This is a genomic window from Marinobacter gudaonensis (genome assembly GCF_900115175.1).
GTDB classification, from domain to species: Bacteria; Pseudomonadota; Gammaproteobacteria; order Pseudomonadales; family Oleiphilaceae; genus Marinobacter; species Marinobacter gudaonensis.
Map to the genome: position 1 here is coordinate 94,321 of NZ_FOYV01000001.1, position 21,010 is coordinate 115,330.

General features: G+C 53.4%; 28 protein-coding genes. 2 read left to right on the forward strand and 26 right to left on the reverse strand.

Features of this window, described 5'->3' with window-relative positions; translation table 11 throughout:
- Window positions 1–8: 8 nt before the first annotated feature.
- The 6 genes from BM344_RS17620 to BM344_RS00480 all read right to left on the reverse strand — a co-directional run bounded on the left by BM344_RS17620 (window position 9) and on the right by BM344_RS00480 (window position 2,390).
- Entirely contained in the window at window positions 9–230 is a 222-nt protein-coding gene (locus BM344_RS17620) for a GDCCVxC domain-containing (seleno)protein (protein ID WP_091984708.1), read from the reverse strand.
- A 15-nt stretch (window positions 231–245) separates the two neighbouring features.
- The gene (locus BM344_RS00460; RefSeq protein WP_091984711.1) at window positions 246–680 is read right to left on the reverse strand and encodes a GFA family protein; all 435 of its coding nucleotides are present in this window, start codon (window positions 678–680) and stop codon (window positions 246–248) included.
- A 43-nt stretch (window positions 681–723) separates the two neighbouring features.
- On the reverse strand, window positions 724–1,290 hold the full coding sequence (locus tag BM344_RS00465; RefSeq protein ID WP_139229612.1) for a hypothetical protein: 567 nt from the start codon (window positions 1,288–1,290) through the stop codon (window positions 724–726).
- 85 nt (window positions 1,291–1,375) lie between these two features.
- Window positions 1,376–1,600, reverse strand: a complete 225-nt coding sequence (locus BM344_RS00470; protein ID WP_091984718.1) for a ChaB family protein — start codon at window positions 1,598–1,600, stop codon at window positions 1,376–1,378.
- 19 nt (window positions 1,601–1,619) lie between these two features.
- The gene (locus tag BM344_RS00475) at window positions 1,620–2,060 is read right to left on the reverse strand and encodes a methyltransferase family protein (RefSeq protein WP_228143511.1); all 441 of its coding nucleotides are present in this window, start codon (window positions 2,058–2,060) and stop codon (window positions 1,620–1,622) included.
- 63 nt (window positions 2,061–2,123) lie between these two features.
- A complete protein-coding gene (locus BM344_RS00480; protein WP_091984720.1) occupies window positions 2,124–2,390 on the reverse strand; it encodes a DksA/TraR family C4-type zinc finger protein in 267 nt (88 codons plus the stop codon).
- 92 nt (window positions 2,391–2,482) lie between these two features.
- Here BM344_RS00480 and BM344_RS00485 point away from each other — a divergent pair, with 92 nt between their 5' ends.
- Entirely contained in the window at window positions 2,483–2,809 is a 327-nt protein-coding gene (locus tag BM344_RS00485) for a thioredoxin family protein (RefSeq protein WP_091984723.1), read from the forward strand.
- Between the two features lie 37 nt (window positions 2,810–2,846).
- Here the strand turns inward: BM344_RS00485 and BM344_RS17730 are convergent, their stop codons facing one another.
- The 10 genes from BM344_RS17730 to BM344_RS00540 all read right to left on the reverse strand — a co-directional run bounded on the left by BM344_RS17730 (window position 2,847) and on the right by BM344_RS00540 (window position 9,543).
- Window positions 2,847–4,154, reverse strand: a complete 1,308-nt coding sequence (locus BM344_RS17730) for a methyl-accepting chemotaxis protein (RefSeq protein WP_091984725.1) — start codon at window positions 4,152–4,154, stop codon at window positions 2,847–2,849.
- Window positions 4,155–4,259: 105 nt separating this feature from the next.
- Window positions 4,260–4,832 carry an NADPH-dependent FMN reductase gene (locus BM344_RS00495; protein ID WP_091984728.1) on the reverse strand — a complete coding sequence of 191 codons (573 nt, stop codon included), beginning with the start codon at window positions 4,830–4,832 and terminating at the stop codon, window positions 4,260–4,262.
- A 51-nt stretch (window positions 4,833–4,883) separates the two neighbouring features.
- Window positions 4,884–5,363: an acyl-CoA thioesterase gene (locus tag BM344_RS00500; RefSeq protein WP_091984731.1), complete on the reverse strand. Its 480-nt coding sequence runs from the start codon at window positions 5,361–5,363 to the stop codon at window positions 4,884–4,886.
- 82 nt (window positions 5,364–5,445) lie between these two features.
- Entirely contained in the window at window positions 5,446–6,387 is a 942-nt protein-coding gene (locus BM344_RS00505; protein WP_091984733.1) for a zinc-dependent alcohol dehydrogenase, read from the reverse strand.
- A 62-nt stretch (window positions 6,388–6,449) separates the two neighbouring features.
- On the reverse strand, window positions 6,450–6,962 hold the full coding sequence (locus BM344_RS00510; protein WP_091984735.1) for a hypothetical protein: 513 nt from the start codon (window positions 6,960–6,962) through the stop codon (window positions 6,450–6,452).
- A 473-nt stretch (window positions 6,963–7,435) separates the two neighbouring features.
- Window positions 7,436–7,771 carry a DUF2834 domain-containing protein gene (locus BM344_RS00520; protein ID WP_091984741.1) on the reverse strand — a complete coding sequence of 112 codons (336 nt, stop codon included), beginning with the start codon at window positions 7,769–7,771 and terminating at the stop codon, window positions 7,436–7,438.
- Between the two features lie 51 nt (window positions 7,772–7,822).
- Window positions 7,823–8,221: a GFA family protein gene (locus tag BM344_RS00525; RefSeq protein WP_091984744.1), complete on the reverse strand. Its 399-nt coding sequence runs from the start codon at window positions 8,219–8,221 to the stop codon at window positions 7,823–7,825.
- 27 nt (window positions 8,222–8,248) lie between these two features.
- On the reverse strand, window positions 8,249–8,746 hold the full coding sequence (locus BM344_RS00530; RefSeq protein WP_091984747.1) for a hypothetical protein: 498 nt from the start codon (window positions 8,744–8,746) through the stop codon (window positions 8,249–8,251).
- Window position 8,747: 1 nt separating this feature from the next.
- On the reverse strand, window positions 8,748–9,068 hold the full coding sequence (locus tag BM344_RS00535) for a hypothetical protein (RefSeq protein ID WP_091984750.1): 321 nt from the start codon (window positions 9,066–9,068) through the stop codon (window positions 8,748–8,750).
- A gap of 184 nt (window positions 9,069–9,252) precedes the next feature.
- Entirely contained in the window at window positions 9,253–9,543 is a 291-nt protein-coding gene (locus BM344_RS00540; RefSeq protein ID WP_091984753.1) for a DUF1330 domain-containing protein, read from the reverse strand.
- Between the two features lie 131 nt (window positions 9,544–9,674).
- Between BM344_RS00540 and BM344_RS00545 the strand changes: the two genes are divergently transcribed.
- Window positions 9,675–10,094: a DUF2267 domain-containing protein gene (locus BM344_RS00545; RefSeq protein ID WP_167363196.1), complete on the forward strand. Its 420-nt coding sequence runs from the start codon at window positions 9,675–9,677 to the stop codon at window positions 10,092–10,094.
- 90 nt (window positions 10,095–10,184) lie between these two features.
- On the opposite strand, the gene BM344_RS00550 is transcribed toward BM344_RS00545, so the two are convergent.
- The 10 genes from BM344_RS00550 to BM344_RS00590 all read right to left on the reverse strand — a co-directional run bounded on the left by BM344_RS00550 (window position 10,185) and on the right by BM344_RS00590 (window position 20,864).
- On the reverse strand, window positions 10,185–10,979 hold the full coding sequence (locus BM344_RS00550; protein ID WP_091984759.1) for an SDR family NAD(P)-dependent oxidoreductase: 795 nt from the start codon (window positions 10,977–10,979) through the stop codon (window positions 10,185–10,187).
- Window positions 10,976–11,473, reverse strand: coding sequence for a nucleoside deaminase (locus BM344_RS00555; protein ID WP_208603360.1), 498 nt, complete (start codon window positions 11,471–11,473; stop codon window positions 10,976–10,978). Before BM344_RS00555 ends, BM344_RS00550 begins: the two co-directional genes overlap by 4 nt.
- Before the next feature lie 120 nt (window positions 11,474–11,593).
- On the reverse strand, window positions 11,594–12,079 hold the full coding sequence (locus tag BM344_RS00560; protein ID WP_091984764.1) for a GNAT family N-acetyltransferase: 486 nt from the start codon (window positions 12,077–12,079) through the stop codon (window positions 11,594–11,596).
- Between the two features lie 104 nt (window positions 12,080–12,183).
- A complete protein-coding gene (locus BM344_RS00565) occupies window positions 12,184–13,569 on the reverse strand; it encodes a hypothetical protein (protein WP_091984766.1) in 1,386 nt (461 codons plus the stop codon).
- A gap of 131 nt (window positions 13,570–13,700) precedes the next feature.
- On the reverse strand, window positions 13,701–14,435 hold the full coding sequence (locus tag BM344_RS17470) for a hypothetical protein (protein ID WP_139229614.1): 735 nt from the start codon (window positions 14,433–14,435) through the stop codon (window positions 13,701–13,703).
- Between the two features lie 141 nt (window positions 14,436–14,576).
- Entirely contained in the window at window positions 14,577–16,193 is a 1,617-nt protein-coding gene (locus BM344_RS00570; protein ID WP_091984769.1) for a DUF4435 domain-containing protein, read from the reverse strand.
- A 148-nt stretch (window positions 16,194–16,341) separates the two neighbouring features.
- Window positions 16,342–16,854, reverse strand: coding sequence for a hypothetical protein (locus BM344_RS00575; RefSeq protein ID WP_091984772.1), 513 nt, complete (start codon window positions 16,852–16,854; stop codon window positions 16,342–16,344).
- 80 nt (window positions 16,855–16,934) lie between these two features.
- Window positions 16,935–17,309: a hypothetical protein gene (locus BM344_RS00580; RefSeq protein ID WP_091984775.1), complete on the reverse strand. Its 375-nt coding sequence runs from the start codon at window positions 17,307–17,309 to the stop codon at window positions 16,935–16,937.
- A gap of 690 nt (window positions 17,310–17,999) precedes the next feature.
- Window positions 18,000–18,698, reverse strand: a complete 699-nt coding sequence (locus BM344_RS00585; protein WP_091984778.1) for a TSCPD domain-containing protein — start codon at window positions 18,696–18,698, stop codon at window positions 18,000–18,002.
- A gap of 27 nt (window positions 18,699–18,725) precedes the next feature.
- Window positions 18,726–20,864, reverse strand: a complete 2,139-nt coding sequence (locus BM344_RS00590) for an adenosylcobalamin-dependent ribonucleoside-diphosphate reductase (RefSeq protein WP_091984781.1) — start codon at window positions 20,862–20,864, stop codon at window positions 18,726–18,728.
- Window positions 20,865–21,010 lie beyond the last annotated feature (146 nt).

Here is a 21,010-nt window from a genome sequence, read left to right on the forward strand (position 1 = left end):
CTCCGGTCTCACTCTGGCGGCGCACAACAGTCGGTGCCTTGTTGAATGGGTGGGCAGGGCACGGTGCCATAGGAGCAGAAAACGCAACAGTCGCCCGGCTTGGGCTTCAGCAAGCGTCCGCAGGACTCGCACTCGTAAAAGTACTGGCAGCTATCCGTGGGCATGGTCTCCGTTTTCTGGTGACCACAATGTGGGCAGGTGAGGGTGGATTCCAAAGTGATGTTGGTCATTCCTTTGCTCTCCTGTTATTGCGCAGGTTGCTTTAGCGCCTCTTCCAGCATTTCAAGGCTCTCTGGCCCTGCTTCCAGCCGCAGGCACCGTTCCGCATCATGTTCCCATAATGCAGCCGACCCGAGGTGCAGGTGCACTGTGACCGACGCCTCGAACGACTCGTCGAGCAGACCGGCAGGCACCCAGATCAACTCCTTGTCTCTGAGCGGATTGGGTACCGGGCTGCCGCAGGCAGAGCAGAAGTCGCTGCGATAGCCGGTGGACTTCTGAAACGACGAAATCTTCTGCTCGCCGGAAAGCCAACGAAAGCGTGTGCTTGGCACAAAAGTGGCGGCATTGGCTGCTGACCCCGTTGCCTTTCTGCACAGGGAGCAGTGGCACTGGTAGAGGTTAGGGAGGTTGCCTTCGATCTCGAATGCAATTTCACCACACAGGCATTCGCCTTTCATGGAGTTGTCCTTGTTTCATTCATGGTTGGAACCAGACGGGACCTTAGTCTATCGCACAAAGATCCGACGGCGCCCGGTCAATCTTCTGAATAGTCGAGGTTTTACCGGCAATGGGGACGATGAGAAAGCCCGTGCCGGCGAAGGCTGTCGACTGACTGATGCGGCCCTGGCCAGACGAATCCAGCCCAAGTTCGGTGCTGCTTGTCGCGAGGCCAATAAACGGATTGCCGGGTTCCCGGGCGCCCGAGGCCAGGAAGTCACGATTCAGCTCAATGCGCCCGTCCCTGAAATGAAAGTGTTTGCCTTCCTCGAACCGCGATTCCTGTATAACGGTGTTGTCCAGAATGGCCGAAGCGATCAGGCTTGAGCCACTGCCGCTGCGAATGGCAACCGCCTCCGGCTGGGTTTCTGCCGAGAACTGTCCCGGCCAGAGGATGGAGGTCAGGCACACCGGCGACGAGCCGCCCGCGGGGCTGCTGCAGTTTTTATAGCAGCCGGCGAAGGCCTCAAGCTTCGCGACGGACGCGAAACCGGTGTCGTTTTCTGGCGCCTGAGTTGTAGAACAGCCGGACAACGCCAGCAAAAGTAAAAGAAACAAGGCTTGTTTCATGACATTCCACCAGGCCTCGAGCGGTTTCTGTAAGAATAGACCGCATCGGGTTTTCAGGGCAGCAAGCCTTGTCAGATCAATCATTTCACGATTTCACCCACCGATCGCCTTCCTTGTGGTATTCCTTCTTCACCGCCGCCCAGGCCACTTTGTGGGCAGTTTCCTCCCGGCTGGCGTTATCGCGTCGGTCTTCCGGGTCCTCGTATTCGTCCCAAGCGGAATTGAAGGCCTTACGGTAGATTTCCTGAGCCTTCTCCGGCAGGTTGTTACGAACACTGGAGGGTAATTCAGTGTTGCGATGATAGGGCATTGGTCTACCTCCTTCGTTGTTAGATCCAACGACGTACCCGCTGCATGTAGGCCGCGAATTCCTCTCCGAAGATTTCCCCGAGCGCTTGCTCCTCCGGAGCTATCTGGAACCGGTTCATATACGCGACAAAGAAAGGAACGCCGAGCAGCGCCCAGGCGGACGCAAGGAACACGGCCCAGGCCGCGAGCACCAGGGCAAAACCCACGTACATGGGGTTGCGCGAATAGCGGTACACCCCGGAGCTGACCAGTGCAGAACTTGCCTCGGGTTTGCGAGGATCCACGGTGGTTTTTGAAGCCCGGAAGGCCATTACTCCGGAGATAGCAAACACAATGCCCAGCAGGAACAGGATACCTGCGATTGCCAGCCGAAGTGTTTCATCCACATCAACGCGAGGGGCAGAGACCGCGACAAGCCACATAATCAATCCCACGATCAGCACCAGTGCGACCGGGGGCACGCGTTTTTCCAACAGGTTTGCTCTCACGATTAAACGGTTCTCAAAGAGGGTGGCACCAGCGAGTCAGCGAAGCTGGCTGTCCTTACTGCCACGACGGTTAATGCCGCTTGACCGGCCGTTTTGCTTCTCATGGGCTGACTGGCAGTCAATGCACAACCGGACACCCGGAATGGCCTTGCGCCGGGCCTCGGGAATCGTGGCGCCGCACTCGTCGCATTCCCTGGCGCTCTCGCCTTTGGCCAACTGGCTGCGAGCGCGCTGGATTTCATCCTCAACACTTGCATCAATCTGTTCCTGAACCGCACCATCACGGGACCATCCACCTGCCATGAGCCCTCCGGAGTCTGGATGACTGAAATCACTCAACGGTATCATTCGAACGTGGGCGCTCAAAGATAGCCGACAACCAACAAGGAAACACCATGTCGTATATCAGCCAATATACACCTGAAACGCTGAGCCGTGACGAGTTGGATCAGACCCAAGGCCCGATGGTGGTGGAATTCGGCACCAACTGGTGCGGTATCTGCCGGGGAGCACAGGCGGATATACAAGCCGCCATGGACGGCCACCCGAGTGTTGCGCACCTGAAGGTTGAGGATGGCAAAGGCCGCAGGTTGGGGCGGACCTTTGGTGTGAAGCTCTGGCCAACGCTGGTTTTCCTGCGGGACGGGCAGGAGATTGCCCGGGTGGTGCGGCCGCAGGGGCGACAGGCTATTGATGAGCAACTGGAGAAACTTCTGGGCTAGACCGCCGCGCGGTGGTTCCGGTTGATTCAGTCGTTTGTCATTTCTGATCCATGCAACGTACGGCGCCCGTGAGCTTCAGAACAGCCTCCTCAAGGGCCTTGACGCCTGCTGCAACGATGCCGATACGTTCCTTTTCCTCGTTCGAGCTCTCGCGGATGGAGCTCATCTGAGCGTAAATCGATTCAATCAGCCCCGAGTTCTGGTCCACAACGCCGGTAATCTCGTTCGTGGCTTCGGCCGTGCGAGAGGCCAGTTTGCGAACCTCGTCGGCCACCACGGCGAATCCCCGACCGGCTTCGCCGGCACGCGCCGCCTCAATCGCAGCGTTCAGGGCCAACAGGTTGGTTTGGGAGGCAATATCCGCGATGGTGGACACGATTTTTTTGATGCTTCGTGACTGATCGTTGAGCCGCTCGCTGACGCCGCCTGCCTGTTCAATTTTCTCGCCAATGGTATTGGACGAGTCAACCGCACTATCCAGAGCGTGTCGGGCACTGGCGGTAATCTCTGCGGTCTCATCGGAGGTTTCAGCGGCCAGGTGTGCCGTGGCATGAAACGACTCAAGGCGCGCGGTGATGTCAGTGGCAAACTTGATGACCTTGTAGACCTTACCCTCGTTATCGAAAATAGGGTTGTAGGTGGCTTCTACCCAGATTCTCTGGCCGGCGCTGTTGCGGCGCTCGAATTGACCGCTAAAGAATTCGCCAGCGGCAAGGTGGCGCCAGAAGTTGGGGTTTTCCTTGTAGAACTCCTCCTCACAGAACAGGCGGTGATGCTTACCCCTTATTTGTTCGAGGCTGTAGCCCATGGTTTTGAGGAAGTTTTCGTTGGCCGAGCGGATGGTGCCGTCCGGTTCGAATTCAATGACTGCCAATGAGCGATTCAGGGCAGAGATCTGGGCCTCCCGGTCCGCGAGGGCTTCTTTTTCTGCAGTGACATCCGAGGCGATCTTGATCACCTTCACCACCTGTCCTGAATCGTTCCTCACGGGGAAGTAGGATGCCTGCAACCAGCACCGGCGCCCCTCCCGATTTACCCGTTCAAAGGTGCCACGATGGGCCTCGCCCGCAGCGAGGGTTTCCCAGAATGACTGGTAACCGGCGCTGCGGACGTACTCCTTGGTGCAAAACATGCGGTGATGCTGGCCCACGATCTCCTCACGCCGGTAACCGACGATTGAGAGAAACAGATCATTGGCATCGAGGATTCGGCCTTCGGGAGTGAACTCAATGGAACCGATGTGGGTGCGGATGGCCTGCAGGTCTTGGGAGAGTCCATCTCGTTCCTGCTGAAGGCTGCTGATCTGGTTCTGCGCCGCATGGCGCTTTTGTGCTGCGAATAGCATTGTCATTCCCTCTGAAAGGCCATCCCAACTCCATTGAGTATTGCCGGTAATTCGGGGAAAACAAATTGAGATTGGTAACCATTTGTGTGGGAGCATTGCCTCCCGTCACGCCGTGTTGGCTTTGTGCGCTATTCCCGTCGCAGCCTGTCTACGAGCGTGAATGGCTCTGCAAAATGTGCTGAGGCCACCAAGCAGGGCTCCGGCGATAGCCGGGTCTTCAACAATGCTCTGTGTGCCAAGCCCACTGCCGAGCAGCGGTACAGACGTGTAGGCATCGTCAATCACGTCGCCAGACATGGTGGTAAGCACTTCTTTCAGTGCTGCTTGTGCGTGGGATGCTCTAGGAGAAGTATTCACCAGCATGATGGGCTTGTGAGGGAATTCCATGCCACCAACCAGCCAGTCAAGCGCATTCTTCATGGGGCCACTGATGCCGTGAGCGTATTCCGGGCTGGCAACGATCAACCCGTCGGCCTGTCTCAGCGAGGACTCCAGTGCCCGCAGAGCTGGAATAGACTCATCCTCTCTGTCGGGGTTGAACAGTGGCAAGCCACCAATCTCACCGATTTCAATGCGAACATGGCCAGGGGCCAGAGCTTGCAGGGCCTTGAGGGCAGCTGTGTTGTACGACACTTTCCGCAGACTGCCCGAGAGAGCCAGTAATCTGACAATATCCATTTGAACAAATATGTTCCTTTACCAAATTACCAAGGTGTTTCCAGCTAGACGTTACTTGCGATGGAGCGCCTTGTAGCGTTCCTCAAGCTCAGCTCGAATCGCACGGCGCTCCTTGCCGTTGGCAAAGCGCCGGATCTGATCGTCGGTGCGGGGCACCAGCTCTGGCACCTCCACCGCTTTGCCGTTGTCATCCACCGCCACCATGGTGAAAAAGCAACTGTTGCTGTGCCGCACTAGCTTGTCACGGATGTTCTCCGTGACGACCTTGATGCCGATCTCCATGGAGGTTCGGCCCGTGTAGTTCACGCTGGCAAGAAAGGTGACCAGCTCACCCACGTGGATGGGTTGCAGAAACATCACCTGATCCACCGACAGAGTCACCACATAGGTGCCTGCGTACCGGCTGGCGCAGGCGTAGGCCACCTCATCCAGGTACTTCAGCAGGGTGCCGCCGTGCACATTGCCGGAAAAATTGGCTTTGTCCGGCGTCATCAGTACGGTCATGCTCAGGCTTGTTGAGTTGGGTTCCATGGCGCTTCTCTGGTGGTTTGCTATCCAGTATAGGCGCCAGTCTGGCGGATGGTGGCAGTAATTATGCAGACAGCGGCACCGCTCAGCGTTGCGGGCGAAGTGCTGACTTCACGGGTTCGAAATTGCCATTTGAATAGGCTTGGAGCTCTGCGAAAACCTCATCAAATGAGAGGTTACGGACCCATTCCGAACGACATCCACCGGCCAGCTCCATGGCTTTCATAAACTGTTCCCGGGAAAACACGAACGAGCCGATCAGCGTTTTCTGCTCGCGGATCAGGAGCGAGAAATCCACACTGAGTGACTGCGATGCAAAGCCAAGAAAAACCACCTTTCCTCCCTTCCGGGTTCGATGAAGGCATTCCGTTCGGGATTGCTCGCTGCCGACCGTATCGAAAACAACGTCGAACCTGGTGTTGACCCCGGGCGAAACCTCGCTGGCACCCAGCGCCAAAGCCGCCTCGAGCCGCGTCGGCGATGGATCGGAAACAGCCACCGAAGTACAGCCCTGATGACGCGCTACGGCCGCCAACCCCAAACCCAGTGAACCCGCGCCGAGAACCAACACAGAATCCGTGGGTTTGGGTTGCGCGCGGTCCCAGGCATTGACGGAGTTGGCGAAAGGCTCGATGAACGAGGCCTGCTCCCAGCTCAGAGTTGAGGGTAGGGGAACCAGAGCAGACTCCGGAACCGCCACCTGTTCCGCGAACCCTCCGGGTGATTGAACGCCAATCAGGCGCCAGTCATCACAGAGTTGGGGTTGGTCCTGAAGACAGTAAAGGCAATTCCCACAACCGGATAATGGGAAAACCGCGACGCGGTTGCCGGATGGCGCTGTTCCACATAGGCCGTGCCCCATGATGTTCGGTAGAGGGCGGAGCCCCGGGTTCTGAAACGCGGCAATTTCACTGCCGCCGATGCTGGTGATTTCCACGTCCACCAAAACTTCTCCGGCGCCAGACTTTGGCGGCGCTAACTCCTCCAAACTAAGATTCTTTGGAGCCATGAGCTTCAAGGCGCGCATTGTGGGCTTACCTCTTCTGGTAGAGTGATTCGGCTAATACACTGACAACAACGAGCACCGGTTCAAGACTCGAGCGTTAGCCGCCCCCCGGACTTTTCCTCCAACACCTGGCCCAGAATCTTGAGCTTTTCTCTTTTGAAGCTTCCATAGCCATGAAAACCCAACATAAAGCGCAATCCGTCGTAAGTTCTCACCTCCAGCACATAATTCATCGCACGATTGCCCTCTGCCCCCGTCACGGTGACGATGGTCATCACCCCATCGGCAGCAAATTGGCCGTTTCGTTTTCCTAACCAGTGTTTACCTTTCAGCAAAAATTTCGATCCGTTCTCTTCCAGTGTTATGCGCTTGTCGGGGACCAGCAGGTACAAGAGGCCGAGTATCATAAGTGCCAGGGCTATACAGCCGAACCAGAGCCAGGCGTTCAGGGAAGGGTCGTCCCAGACGAAGTAGATCAAAACCACTGCAAGCGATGCGATCACGCCGAAAATGAGAGCATTGGGCAGGATGGGGCGGTCGAAGCAAATGCCTGCCTCGTCTGAGTTGAGGATTTTGTATATATCGGTTGAGAACACGTGCTGAGTGCCTTTTACTGGAGAAACGTTAAACGACTCTACCTTGCCAGATCGTCCCTGATTGGCAGGTCACATTCGGTGGATGCAAATTCCGCGAGTTCCTCTGCATCTGGCCGAAATTTCTTGTTCGGGAAAACGCCTAGCACCCAAGATCGCGTACCTGGATAAGCATTGGCCGAATCGCGATTCCAAAGCCTCCGGCGCTCCTTAAATACAAGGTTGGCTCCGACCGCCAACGGAATGCCTCCCATCAGCACCAATACAACGGAGATGGCGGGAGAGGGCATAGCAAGCAAAGTCGTCAATGGAAGGAGCGAAGCAACCATCAGTATCCAACCGAAAAGTCTGTAATCGTGGTAGACCAGGAGGATTCGGTTATCCCTATCGATCTCATTCTTTACCAAGTTAGATTTCATAACGGTTTTACTGCCCGTTGAAGAGATTGAGGCGATTTGGAGGGGTAGGGTCTGGAGTCATCCAGCCTCGGGCGTGTCGCTCTGTTTTTCCTGCTCGCGCCCACCCCGAAGCACCAGATAAAGCAACGGCCCTGCGGACACAAATACGGCGGTCACCACGAAAAACGGAAGCAGATAACCCCATCCTCTGCCACGGCGCTTCGCATCCTGATACATCCAGATGCAGGCCAATGCCGCGAGAATGTAGAGATCAATAACAACCTGCGCGGTATCGGGGCTGGACATCAGTTGGGCGCCGAAGGCCAGAAGCGATTGGTCTGCACCGGCCATGACCCAGAACGTGTAGCCCATGAACAGACAGAGAACGATGAGGGGGAGCGCTGATATTTTCATAATCTTCCTTGATTCAGTTTTGCAGGATTCAGAGGCCGCCGGTTTCCGGCCTCAGGGATTTTCCGTGTACTGGGGCAGGTCGTCGGTAATCTCGAACCACGGGGCCTTGTTGCCCACGTAAACGTGCCGCTGCGGCTTAACGCCCGGATCCGTGTCGAGGGTGCCCATGGGGAATCCAAGCACTTCCGGATGAGCATCAAATTTCGTGTAAAGGCTGGAGCCGCAGTTGGAGCAGAAGGCCTTGTGTTCGCCGGGGGACGACTCGTAGAAGGTGAGCAGTGCCTCACCTTGCACCGTGTGCCAGTCTGCTGACTTTACCTTTGCGCGGGTGCGGAAAGCTGATGCATGAAGTTTGCGGCACATGGTGCAATGGCAGTTCAGAACATCGGTCAGGGGACCATGAATCTCGTATTTGACGCCGCCACAGAGGCAACTGCCGGTTTGGGTCATTGAGTCATCTCCTGTTTTTTCCGTGCTTCAGATGTCAGCAGCGATCTGCTTAAGGGATTCGCCACTGAGAAAATCGGAATCAATCCGGAGTAGCTTTCCGTCTTTGCCAATCACAAAGAGAAAAGCCTTCTTCCCATGATCCGAGTAGGCAAGGGAATAGCTGTCCTGGCTCCAGGTGGCGACCTTTCGGCCAGTGACAAAGTTTTCCTGCATCGCTTTTAGCAACGCTTGATCGCACTGGTTTGAAGCTGTCGGAAAGAAGACAGCTCTGAAGAATGTGCCTGGTGTGCAGCCGTAATCCAACGTTTGATCGTGCGTCATATCGGCGAATGCCAGGAACCGCTTGCCAGGCTCATCACCATATCGGAAGGCCAGAAGTTTCAGGCTGTCACCAATATCACCAACAAGCGTAAAGCCAGCCGGGATGTTGAATTTTAAATCCGAGTAAACAAGTTCGATGCGACTATCTGCTTTGACGGCAAAGGAGAGAGCGAAAGCAGTGGCGATCAGAATAAGCCTGAACATATCAAATCCCCTTCAGGGCCATGTGGATCTCAGAGCGGAAGTTCTGGCTGACTTGAAGCTTGCAGATGCGATAAGTCTCTTCATTACCGGAGACAATATTCTTACCAATGCCTGCAACCTGCTTGACGATGTAGGAGATACCGGGCTTGCCACCACTAGGTCTGGGCACCAGGTCCATGGAGGCGGAGCAGGATTGCGATTCGGAGACTGCGATGTAGACGACCTCAGCGGATCGCTCATTGACAGATTCTGGTGAGGCGGTGCCATCGCCCCAGAAAAAGTTGATGGCAGCAGAGACGTACTCACGTTCACTGTGATCCATGATCCAATTCCTTTTGCTTGCTTGGAGACATTGTCCTCCTGGACGCTTCTTAAACTACCAAATGACGGTGGCCCGAACCAGTTGATCTTTCTGTTTATCAGCCAGTTGAGGGTTCCGTCACGGAGTCCTTTGGGTCAACGACTGATCCAGGTTGAGGGCGCATTCGATGTTGTCTTTGGCCAGCCTATCCATCGCCCTCAAAACTCACCAGATCCACATCCGCCGCTTCTTTACGCAACGGAACCAGTGCCTGATAGGCCGGGGAGTTGTGCCATCCCGCAACGGATTTCGCATCCGGGAAACGGATAACCACCGTATCGGTGTGCCGGTAGTCCCCGCTCAGTACCTTCGCCTGTTTACCCCGGAGTACCAGTTCCGCACCCCAGGGTACCAGCGTTGCAGGCACCTCGCTGCGGTATTCTGCCCATTTTTCGGGGTTCTTCACGGTGATGTTTCCGATTACATAAGCCGTCATTGTTGTTCTCCAGTCACTGAGTAAATCATCCGAGCTTGCTTACCGCGCGCTTGCTCGTCTTGAAACCACAGTATATGACCTCAGGGACGGTGGTAGGCATTCATACATTCGTTCGCGAGAAGGAGGCCTTGATGCAATCCAGCATCGACATCGTTGATCAGAACGTAAAGACCATAAACACCTGGCTCAAGGACATCTCGGCTGAGCTGGACGCCATCAGTGAAGAGGAGGCATGGGCGCGACTGAAAGCCGTGCTGCAAACCCTCAGAGACCGCATTACGGTCAACGAAGCTGCCGATTTTGCCGCCCAGTTACCGATCCTTGCGCGGGGACTGTTCTTCGAAGGCTGGAAGCCTGCGGAAACGCCGCACAAGTGGCGGGACAGGGAGCAATACCTGGAGGCCTTCGAGCAGACCATCGACGGTGATGTGGACGCCGAGCAAACCCTGAAAGCCGTTTTGAAGGTGCTCGATCGCCACCTCGACAGTAACGAGCTGGCCGAGGTCAAGAAAATGCATCCCAAGGAAGTCTGGGACCTGTGGCCCCAGTAATCAGGGTTTTTGAGAAAGCCGGTGTTTCTCGGCGGGAATAGGCTTTTCCTCCGCTGTTTCGCAAGGATTGCCTATTCCCGCCCTTGTCCGTCAGGCAATCGAATCAACGACACCACCGTCCACCCGCAGTGCAGCGCCGGTGGTGGCTGATGACAGGGGAGAGGCCACATAAACCACCAGGTTGGCGACTTCATCCACTTCCGCCGGTCGCTGGATGATGGAGCTGGGCCGCTCAGCTCTCACGAAGTCGATGGCGGTGTCCCGGAGGCTCTTGCCGGATTTCTCCGCGGCCTCCCTGAGCATGCCTTGCACGCCTTCAGACATGGTCGGCCCGGGCAGTACGGCATTGACGGTGACGCCGGTACCGGCCATGCGCTTGGCCAGGCCGCGCGACACCGAGAGGTTGGCGGTTTTGGTAAAGCCGTAGTGGATCATATCGGCCGGGATGTTCAGGCCGGATTCAGACGAGATGAAAATCACCCGGCCCCAGCCTTTCTTTTCCATGCCCGGCAGGTAAGCCCGCGACAGGCGCACGCCAGACATCACATTGACGTCGAAAAAGTGCTGCCAGTCGTCGTCCGGGGTATCGAAAAAGTCCTGCGGGCCGAACAGACCGACATTGTTTACCAGGATATCTGCGCTCGGCTCGGCATCCACCAGCGCCTGACAGCCCTCGGCCGTGCCCAGATCGGCAGCGACCCCGCGAACGGTTGCGTCGGGCGCACTCTCGCGAACTTCGGCTACAGCGGCATCCACGTTCGACTGCTTGCGGCCGTTGACCACAACCGTGGCCCCAGATCCGGCCAGCCCCTTGGCAATGGCCAGGCCAATACCCTGGGTGGAGCCGGTGACAATGGCCGTTTTACCGGTGAGTTCAATGTTCATCGTAGACCTCCTTCGTGCTTTCTCAGCCAGGCCTGAAAAGGCGCCGCCGAGTTCTCGATTTCAATGTGACACAACCCGAGCTGTTCCGGGTTTACGGGGTGAATTTGCCCGTACAGCTGTTCGGCAATGTTGCCATCGGCAAAGCCGGCCCGGTTGGCCGTTTCCTGGCGTGCGGCATACACGATGCGGGGAATCCGAGCCCAGTGGGGCGCCGCCAGGCACATGGGGCAGGGCTCGCAGCTGGCGTACAGGGTGGCTTCCGGCATGTGGGCGTTACCCAGCACCTGGCCCGCAATCCGTATGGCGGCAACCTCCGCGTGGGCGGTGGCGTCGCAATCCTGCTTCGCCCGATTACCCGCCCGGGCAATCACCCGGCCGTTGTGAACCACCACAGCGCCGAACGGGGCGCCGCCCTGGTCGACGGAGTCGAGGGCCAGTTGAACCGCATCCTGCAGAAAGGCCTGGTCGGTATCGTCACTGCGGGGATCGCTCACGTTTGGCCTCCGGTCGGGTTTGGCGATTGCCTGGATAACAGGGTAGATCCGTTCAGACCTAGTCGCGACATACGCTCGTGCGGAGACTAACAGATCTTTTCGGGTTTCCCGGATGGGTTTTTATTCGCTCTGACTCAGGCACCGAGCCATGGCGAACCTCTGGAGCTGAACGCCATCGCGCTCTACAGTCTGGGCTTCCACCACCGAGAAACCCCTGGATTCAAAAAAGGGACGGGCTTCGAGACTGGCATCTGTTGTCAGCGTTCGGACGCCTTTGGCGAGAAGGCGTTCTACGGCAGCCTCATAGAGCAACGATGCGACGCCTCGGCGGGAGAACGCCGGCGCAGTGAAAAGGAACTCTATGTGGCCGCCCGCGGTGAAAGAGATAAAGCCCGCCATGGTGCCATCGGATTCTGCGATTAAGGTTTCCACCCTTGTCAGCCGGGATCGCCATTGCTCTTCATCAGGAACTTCCGGCGCCCAGGCGGCGCGTTGCTCTGGCGTATAGCTGCGGGCTGCAAGCTGATGGACCGAATCGGTAAACAGGGAAACGATGGAGGGCAGGTCGGTTTCGGTGGCGGGCCGGAGGCTCAAGGTCCGGTTCATTAAACTCTCTCGTTGGAAATCGATCCATGACCGGCCGATTGTGAAACCCTGCGGCGCTGCAGGAAACAGCTTACTTTCTGCGCGGCAATCCGATTATACGCAGGTCAGAGTCCGATTTGGTTTTCAATATATGACTGAAGAACGCCCGCAGTCACATCACCAATCTTACTTCCAACCGAAAACAAGAATCCTTTTAGTCGGTGCTTCGCAGTTATTCGTTCTTCAGGCTTAGCACTTTTATCAGACAATTCATGCACAGAAGATGCAAGAACCGCTTTGTCTTTACCTGCATATCGGTCAATTATTTCTAACAACTGCTTTGCATCAGCCGCTAGATGCTGGTCACCTACTATATTTTGGGCAATCACACCATTTACCGTATCAATGATTTGCGGATTTATATTTACCGTTAGATCGTTGTTCGGTATGGGTTGAATTTTTCTATCAATGGCTAGCGCAGACGAAACGCCACTGACAGGTGGGACGCTTGCCTCTATTACCCTTCCAATTACTTCCCAATCATGATCAGTTCTCACATGTTCCGAAAGCTCGCTTTCTAAGCCGTGCCTAATGGCAAGAATTTTTCTTTCCCTTTCTTGCTTTATATCTACATGCAACCTTCTGGCTTCCTTGCTGTATTTTTCTACAAGATTGAATATCTCACTCTTATTTAAATGTGTTGAATCTAATAGTGCTTGAGCAGATTCTGGGTTCGAAACACAAGATTCCATAAAGCTGGAAAATTCATCAAATTTTTGTGGTAGTAGATTTGGATCTACTCCGTCTCCGCCAAAAAACTCGTAAACAACTCCTTGGTTAGTTGTATATTGATCCTGCCTAACACTCAAACCAGAAACTTTATGTAGATAATCTCTGAATAGCTTCAATAATTTTTCTGCTTCACTAGCCCACATTCTCTCTGAAGGAACGTAGATACGAAATATCAAATCACTTTCATTTTTATCTATGAAAGACGAGGCAATAAGACTAAGTTCTACATTTTTATTATAGGGAGTTATCGTAACTCCATGATCCGCGAACAGATCAATCACTTCGTCAACGATTTCCCTTTTTGGCGGCTCAAATATATTGTCGTATTCTGACCGCAAGTACTGATATTCTTCATCCAAATCGGGATCATAGTCATTTAACTTTGCCAGATAGTCAACGTAGTCATTGGCTTTCTCACCCGTCATAAGGGATTCATGAGCCAATATCAAATTAGGTTTGGAGGAAATAAGTCTGAGGATATTTTCTCTAAGCCCTTTGTATTCCTCTAAACAAAGAAGGCCAAAGGAAGTATTTGTTAATTTAACGACCACAGAGGTAACGTCATAGTCATTAAAGATGTCTATGATCTTAAGCCAGTTTTCAGGCTTTGATTCTAGCATTTTCCGTCTATAAAGGGTTCCAACAGCTTTTAACTTTTCGGTAACACCCTCACGATCGGCATTTCCGAGAAAAAGGACTATCTTTTGCTTTTTTGGCATATGTCTTCCATAGTATTTTCGTTCGGCTAAAGCGCATAACGCTCAGAACCAGCCAACCATTGTAGTGGCGTGAGGCTTGTGGGATTTACGCACAAACGAGGCTGCGGAAATGGGTCGGCTGAATGCAATTGTTAGGTTTGATTTTTAGCACTGTATTCACTCATTAGTTGTCGTTCTCTTTCAGCTACCCAGGGAGGATGAGGAATGTTAGCCTCTTGCAGTACATAGCTACCTCTTAACCAAGGGTGGCCCGACTCATGTAACTTATTTAAAGCATCTATTCCGTGGAGTATTGGTGAATACTCAACTTCATCTACACTTTTATTATGAAGCGTTTGTTCAAGCTCTTTTAGTACTCTAGCAGTAAATTCTTCTAAATCTTCAGCGTCATTTTCTGGTAAGTCGAGTTTTACGGCCCCTTCAGGAAGATACCGAAGAATTTGAGGCCAATGCTCTGTATCACCCCACCATACGGGAGGCATAGGTACTTGGTTATATTCTTTAGACATTGGATGAGCATGAAGAGCACTAATTGTTAGGTCTACCACCTCCCCATATTCTGTGATAGTCCAGGCATGATGGTCCTCACCCCAAAACCCATTCCAACTAGGAAGCCTAGTAGAGTCCTTGAATACTTGCGATACACAAACAGCTCCGACAAATTCTCTAGATTTAATTCCTAGATCATTCAATATCTTCGATATGACCACCGAAGATTGCAAGCACTTCATAGAGTAGTCATCACCGTAGTGTTCTATTAGTGACTTCTCCACTACGAAAAAGATCAACCTCCTGAGAAAATCAGAAGTTCTTCTTTCTCTTTTTGACTTTTCAATCTGTTTCTTTATAAACGAGTTCTTAATCATTTCTCTTACGAAAGCCTATCGCCAGCGCACAACGGCGCCCGCAGGCCGTGCTCATTTCCGGCATCGGTTTGCTCCCCCTGCGGAGTTATCGATGCGTGGCCACTGAAGTGGGGGAAGTCCACATCCGACAACAGCCACTTATTATGAAATCTTTGCAGAAAACTCTCCAAAGTAAGGTTTTATCGCTTGTTTAACTAAAGCCCTGCTATCACTGTTGGCCAACCGAACAACCAATTCAGCCAGTTCCCCGTGAGCAAGCCCCAAGTGCTTACTAACTTGACTTGCTAAGGATTTCCTATTATATAATCTCAGGGCTAACAAGTAGTCCTTTTCTTTGACCGCCCTTTGGAAAAGAGTTCGGCTCTCTTCATACAGTTCATCAACACTGATATTCGAGAGGAGCGCCTGAAGTGCGCTTTTGAGCGCATCTACTCCTGTTGCTTTTTCATCGAAACAGTTCAGCTGAAATTTAATCTCGGATGCTACACGCATAGATATTTGATTATCTAATTCAGACTCAATCTTTTTTATTACGAACGCTTTAACCGACTCTTTGTCCGTCTCTACATTTCGCATTAACTGTTGGCTTACAATAGATATCACTTCTGGGACACAGAACAAGTTCTCTACTTCGGCCACGTTTAGTGTATAAATTCCTTGCTGTGCCAACGCTTGAATTTCTTGATCGATTCTACGATCCCTATCTATCACTCCAAAAACATCCATGTGGTGAAATCGTCGATTGTTACGTAATGCCTTGACCATCTGGATGGCCTGAGTACAGGACCCGCTAGGAATCACTAAATAATCACTCAATACGGCTCTATACAATGATACGTCGTAGCTCCCATTTTCCCCTTCTACAAATACTGCCGGTTTTCTACTGCCGAGTATCTCGATAAGTAACGACTCTGGGAGCCCCTCTACTTCTGGCACAGCCTCCCAATCCCAAGAGGAACCATCGTAGCTTTTAAGCCATATCTTTTCCGATTCATGAAGTGCTACTGCAAAATCTACATCATGCGTCATATAGACAAAAAGGCAGTCCGATCTAATACTCTCAATCTCCCGCCACAGCGGAGCCTGAATAGATTTATGCAGGTGTATTTCTGGCTCATCAATTATTATGATTCCATTATTCGGCGCCGCTAGGCATTGGCCAATCAGGTAGAAAATGACCCGCTCACCGTCACTCATTTCAGAAGAATTATAAATTTTATTTTGCTGTCCTTTTACGCGTGTTTGTATTCTGAGCCCTCCAAGGATCAATTCGCGATGAGGAAGTATTTTCTCCCATACTTCCTTAACCCGCTCTAACTTAGTGATCGGAGGTTTTATTTTCCGGCTCGAAGCTTTCGACGCCGCGAGGTACTTTGCACTTTCCTCTGTATGTTCAGAGAACAAGAAGACCATTAGCTTTTCGTAGTCATTTAGCAAAGAAATCGCAGGCTTGTCTCCCCAGCGATGTCCGCTCTTGTACGCAGATGCGTTTTCCTCCTGAGCGTCCGCGTATCCATAAAGTAATGCCTTTTCAGCTCTTTCGATTGACATTGGCGTAGCGTTATCGGGCATAGATAAGGATTTCTGTGCAGAAATTCGATGGACGCGATCCTTTTGCGGCGATTCGAGCTCAATCCAAGTACCTAGCCTTGTCTTTCCCGATCCATTTGCACCAATCACTAGCAGACTTCGTTTCGTGGTTATGTTTTGAGTGCCACCGTCCGCTTTTGGAAGCTGAAGAGTAAATTCTTTATTCATATATCCTTATCCATGAAAGCTTGCTGGGCTGCATAACGCTTGTAGCATCTGCACAAATTGTGAAGTGCCGTTTGTGTATAATTGAGCGTAGTGAAAACAAAAAAAGGCGCGTAGCAATTTGTGTCAGGTGACTGCACTTGTTAGCTTTTTACTTTTCGCTTGGTGCAGCAATTAGGAGACCTTTTTCTTCTAGAATGTTAATAACCTTGACTTCTATACTCGCACCGATTTCACTTCCTGGCTGCGTTACATTTTGCTCAAAACTTTCTTCCAATTTTTCAAACAGTGGTTCAAACAAAGCGCCGCTGACTTTTTCAAGCTGCTCCTTTTCATAATCTTCCTTTATGGTTTTATAGTCATCAACTGGTAGAACCATTGGTAACCTGAGCACTTGCGATACAGGAAGAAATATTTTATGAACCGGATTTTCAATCGTAATACCTTCTTTGCCAATCTCAATAATCTTGTACAGTGTACCGCCTATATCGCCCGCCCCGGGGTAAACAATAGTGGCATTCTTTCCTGCCACATTTTCGAGCTTCTTGCGTAACTTAGAGTAAGCGCTTCTGTCGCTTAAAAACCCCTTTATATAAAACACAAAAATCACTGTAACAACAGAACTAATGACTGGCACTGCTATTTCAATAAATTCTATTGCCATTTAATTTCTCCGATATTTTTGAGAACTAACGCGAAAACGAAGCGGCACGTCTCAAGCGTCCGTCTATCGTGACTTGTTATCTAGTCCCGTTCTTCCGGCTCAGGACATACAATACCTTTCTCCCGCATTCTTCTTATGAAAGGAACACCATCGTCTATTAAATGACTGCCATCTTCTCGCTTTGGGCCATGCTCTCTGGCTGCAAGAATTGGTACACCGAATTGGTTTATGTGGAATAACAACGCTGCTTCGCCTAGCCCTTTGCCCCTGTACTTATTCAACGCGAGATCGTTGATATAAAAGTGCTCCGGCTCAATAGGCGGATCGCATCTACGCTCAAGAAGGATGTGCCCAAGATTTACACCCTGTAGAAACACCTCAATCCTTTCGCCTTTGTCGTCAATCTTGATTGTGTATGAATTGCCGTCTTTAGCCCTAAATTCCATTTCAGCCATGAATCAGTACCTCTAGATAACGCCAGCGCACAATGGCGCGCTCGGAATGGAGGGGCAACCGCAATGGAAAGGGCTTCCAGCGGCCGCAGGCCGCGAATTGATGCGCCTTGTTATGTGTTGGCCCGTTAAGCATGCAACCACCAATAGGACATCACCGCCAAGCACCCTGCAACGAACCCATTTTGCGGGCTCCAAGACCCACTCTTTAATGACCAAACTGAGCAAACCAGACTAAGCCATCTAACCGGAAAGAAAAGATTTACTCCGAGAATTAACCAAGCCTCGCAATCAAATTTATATGGTCGACCTTCGCAGATTCGCAACACCGCCCAAAATGCCACCAGTATTAAAATGCTGATAGCAGTAGCTCGATCCACGACAGGAATTTCAGCATTCAGACCCCAATGGACACATAAAAGTAATCGGATTGCAGCCAAATCCCACCCACAAATCTGACTACATTATTATTGCGTTTCATAATTCCAACAATCCCAGCATTACTCCCTCAAACTAGCGCCAAAAACAGTTAGTTGCAAAGTCCGTACTCTCAGCTGTGCGCTATGATTGTGTGATCATGAAACGGTCGCATCTCTGGCAATCACGAAGCGGTCAAATGATTACATCTCTCCAAACAAAAAGGCCCGAAGCTTTCACTCCAGGCCTTCTCGTCACTCATCGCAGTCAATCACCTCAACCGCACTTGCTGTCACCGCAGGACAGGCAGGTCGCGCACCCGTCCATCACGATCACCGCCTTGGTGCTGCACTTGCCGCACATGGTGGCGTTGGCGGGGTAGTCGCTGGCTTTTTCGTCGTTTGTGGCCGTGGTGTGGGTGGCTTCGAACTCGGCGCGCTTTTCGGCGAGGATGCGCTTGGTGGTTTCGCTCATTTCCTCGCTTTCCAGCAGGCCGATGGCCTTCAGGTGCTTCTCGATCACGGCGCCGATTTCAGCCACCAGGGAGGGCATGAACACGCCGCCTTTCTTGAAGTAGCCGCCATTGGGGTCGTACACGCTGCGCAGCTCTTCCACCAGGAAGGTTACGTCGCCACCCTTGCGGAATACCGCGGAGATAACGCGGGTGAGGGCGATGACCCACTGGAAGTGTTCCATGGACTTGCTGTTGATGAACACTTCGTACGGCTGCCGGCTTTCGTGGTCGGTGCCTTCGTTGAGCAGGATGTCGTTGATGGTGATGTACATCGCGTGCTCGGCCACCGGCGGCTTGATCTTGTAGGTGGTGCCCAGCAGAAAGTCCGGCCGTTCGATGTATTCGTTCATCTGAACGGGCTTGGTGTCTGCCTGTACCGGCGCCTGGTGTTCGGCGGCGGCTTCGGGGTCGGCTTTCTTTACGCGGTAGCCGACGATTTTGTTGCTGATTTTAACTGTCATGTTCGTTGTCCTGTGTCGGTTCCCGGATCAGTACTTGCCGTAGGTGCCTTCTTTAAGCGCGTCAAACAGGTTGGCGGCGTTGTGGATTTCGCCGTCGTACTCCACCTGTTCGTTGCCCTTGAGGGTCACCTTGCTGCCGTCGTCCAGGGTGAACTCATACAGCGTGTTTTCCAGATCCTTCTCTTTTACCAGTACGCCCTGGAAGGCTTCCGGGTTGAAGCGGAACGTGGTGCAACCCTTCAGGCCCTTGTCGTAGGCGTAGAGGTAGATGTCTTTGAAATCCTGATAGGCGAAGTCTGTCGGAACGTTCGCGGTCTTGGAAATCGAGGAATCTACCCACTTCTGGGCGGCGGCCTGGATGTCCACGTGCTGCGCCGGTGTTACGTCATCAGAGGTGGTGAAGTAAGCGGGCAGCTGCTTGTCTTCGTCCTCGGAGAACGGCATGGCGCCCGGGTTCACCAGGTGGCGGTAGGCCAGCAGCTCGAAGGAGAACACGTCCACTTTTTCTTTGGTCTTCCGGCCTTCGCGGATGATGTTGCGCGCGTAGTGGTGCGAGAAGCTCGGCTCGATGCCGTTACTGGCGTTGTTGGCCAGCGACAGGCTGATGGTGCCGGTGGGCGCGATGGAAGTGTGGTGGGTGAAGCGGCCACCTTTCTCGGCCAGCTCTTCAACCAGCTTCGGCTCCACGCTGGCAATCTGCTGCATGTAGCGGCTGTATTTGGCGTGCAGGATGCGGCCTTTCACCTTGTCGCCCAGTTTGTAGCCGTCTTTGCTCAGCTGCGGGCACTTGTTCAGCATCTTGGCGTCAATCTCGAACTCGTCGTCCATGATCGGCGCCACGCCTTTTTCCTCGGCCAGGGCCAGGGACTGACGCCAGCCTTCCACGGCCATCTCGCGCACCACTTCCTCGGTGAACTGTACGGATTCTTCAGAGCCGTACGGCATGCGCAGCATGGCCAGGGTGGAGCCCAGGCCCAGGATGCCCATGCCGTGGCGGCGCTTGTAGGTGATTTCGTGGCGCTGCTCGGCCAGCGGCAGGCCGTTGATCTCGACCACGTTGTCCAGCATGCGGGTGAAGATGCCCACTACCTTGCGGTATTTCTCATAGTTGAAGCTGGCCTTATCGGTGAACGGGTAGTCCACGAACTTGGTCAGGTTCACGGAGCCCAGCAGGCAGCTGCCATACGGGGGCAGGGGCTGCTCGCCGCAGGGGTTGGTGGCGCGGATGTCTTCACAGAACCAGTTGTTGTTCATCTGGTTGACCTTGTCGATCAGGATGAAGCCCGGCTCGGCGTAGTCGTAGGTGCTGGTCATGATGGTGTCCCAGATGAACTGGGCTTTCAGGGTGCGGTAGATGCGGCAGGCCACCTTGCCTTCATCGTTTACCACATAGCCTTTCTGCACAGGGAAATCGCGGTACACGAACTGGCTGGTGTCGCTCAGGTCCAGGCCTTCGTCTTCCACTTCTTTCTCAGTCACCGGGAAGGAGAGGTGCCAGTCGTCGCCGTTGCGCACGGCTTCGATGAAGTCCTCGGTGATCAGCAGGGAGAGGTTGAACTGGCGCAGGCGGCCGTCTTCGCGCTTGGCCTGGATGAAGTCGATCACGTCCGGGTGGTGCACGTCGAAGGTGGCCATCTGGGCACCGCGGCGGCCACCGGCGGAGGACACGGTGAAGCACATGCGGTCGAAGATATCCATGAACGACAGCGGGCCGGAAGTGGTGGCGCCGGCACCGGCCACGTAGGCGCCTTTCGGGCGCAGGGTGGAGAATTCATAACCGATGCCACAGCCTGCCTTGAGGGTAAGGCCGGCTTCGTGGTTCTTCTCCAGGATGTCGTTCATGGAATCCTGAACGGTACCGGAGACGGTGCAGTTGATGGTGGAGGTGGCCGGCTTGTGCGCTTCGGCACCGGCGTTGGAGGTAATCCGGCCGGCCGGGATGGCGCCGTTCTGCAGGGCCCAGATGAAGTTCTTCATGTGCTGGGTGCGTACGGATTTGTTCTCCACCTCGGCAAGGGCCTTGGCAACGCGCTCATAGGTTGCGTTGATGTCCTTGTCTACGGGATCGCCATTCTTGGTCTTCAGCTGGTATTTGCTGTGCCAGATGTCGATTGAGGCTTCCTGCATCGGAATTGTCGTTACCACTGCCTGTGCCTTAGCGTTCATTGCCACCCTCGGTATGTCCAGTATGTCTTCTTTTTGACAGCACTGCGGAGCAATGCTGCACCCCTTTTGATCAATGCCATGGGCGATTTGTTCCGCGGAGCCGTGTAAACCACTAGATATGGTGGTTGCCTGTGAAGGCGGTTTTG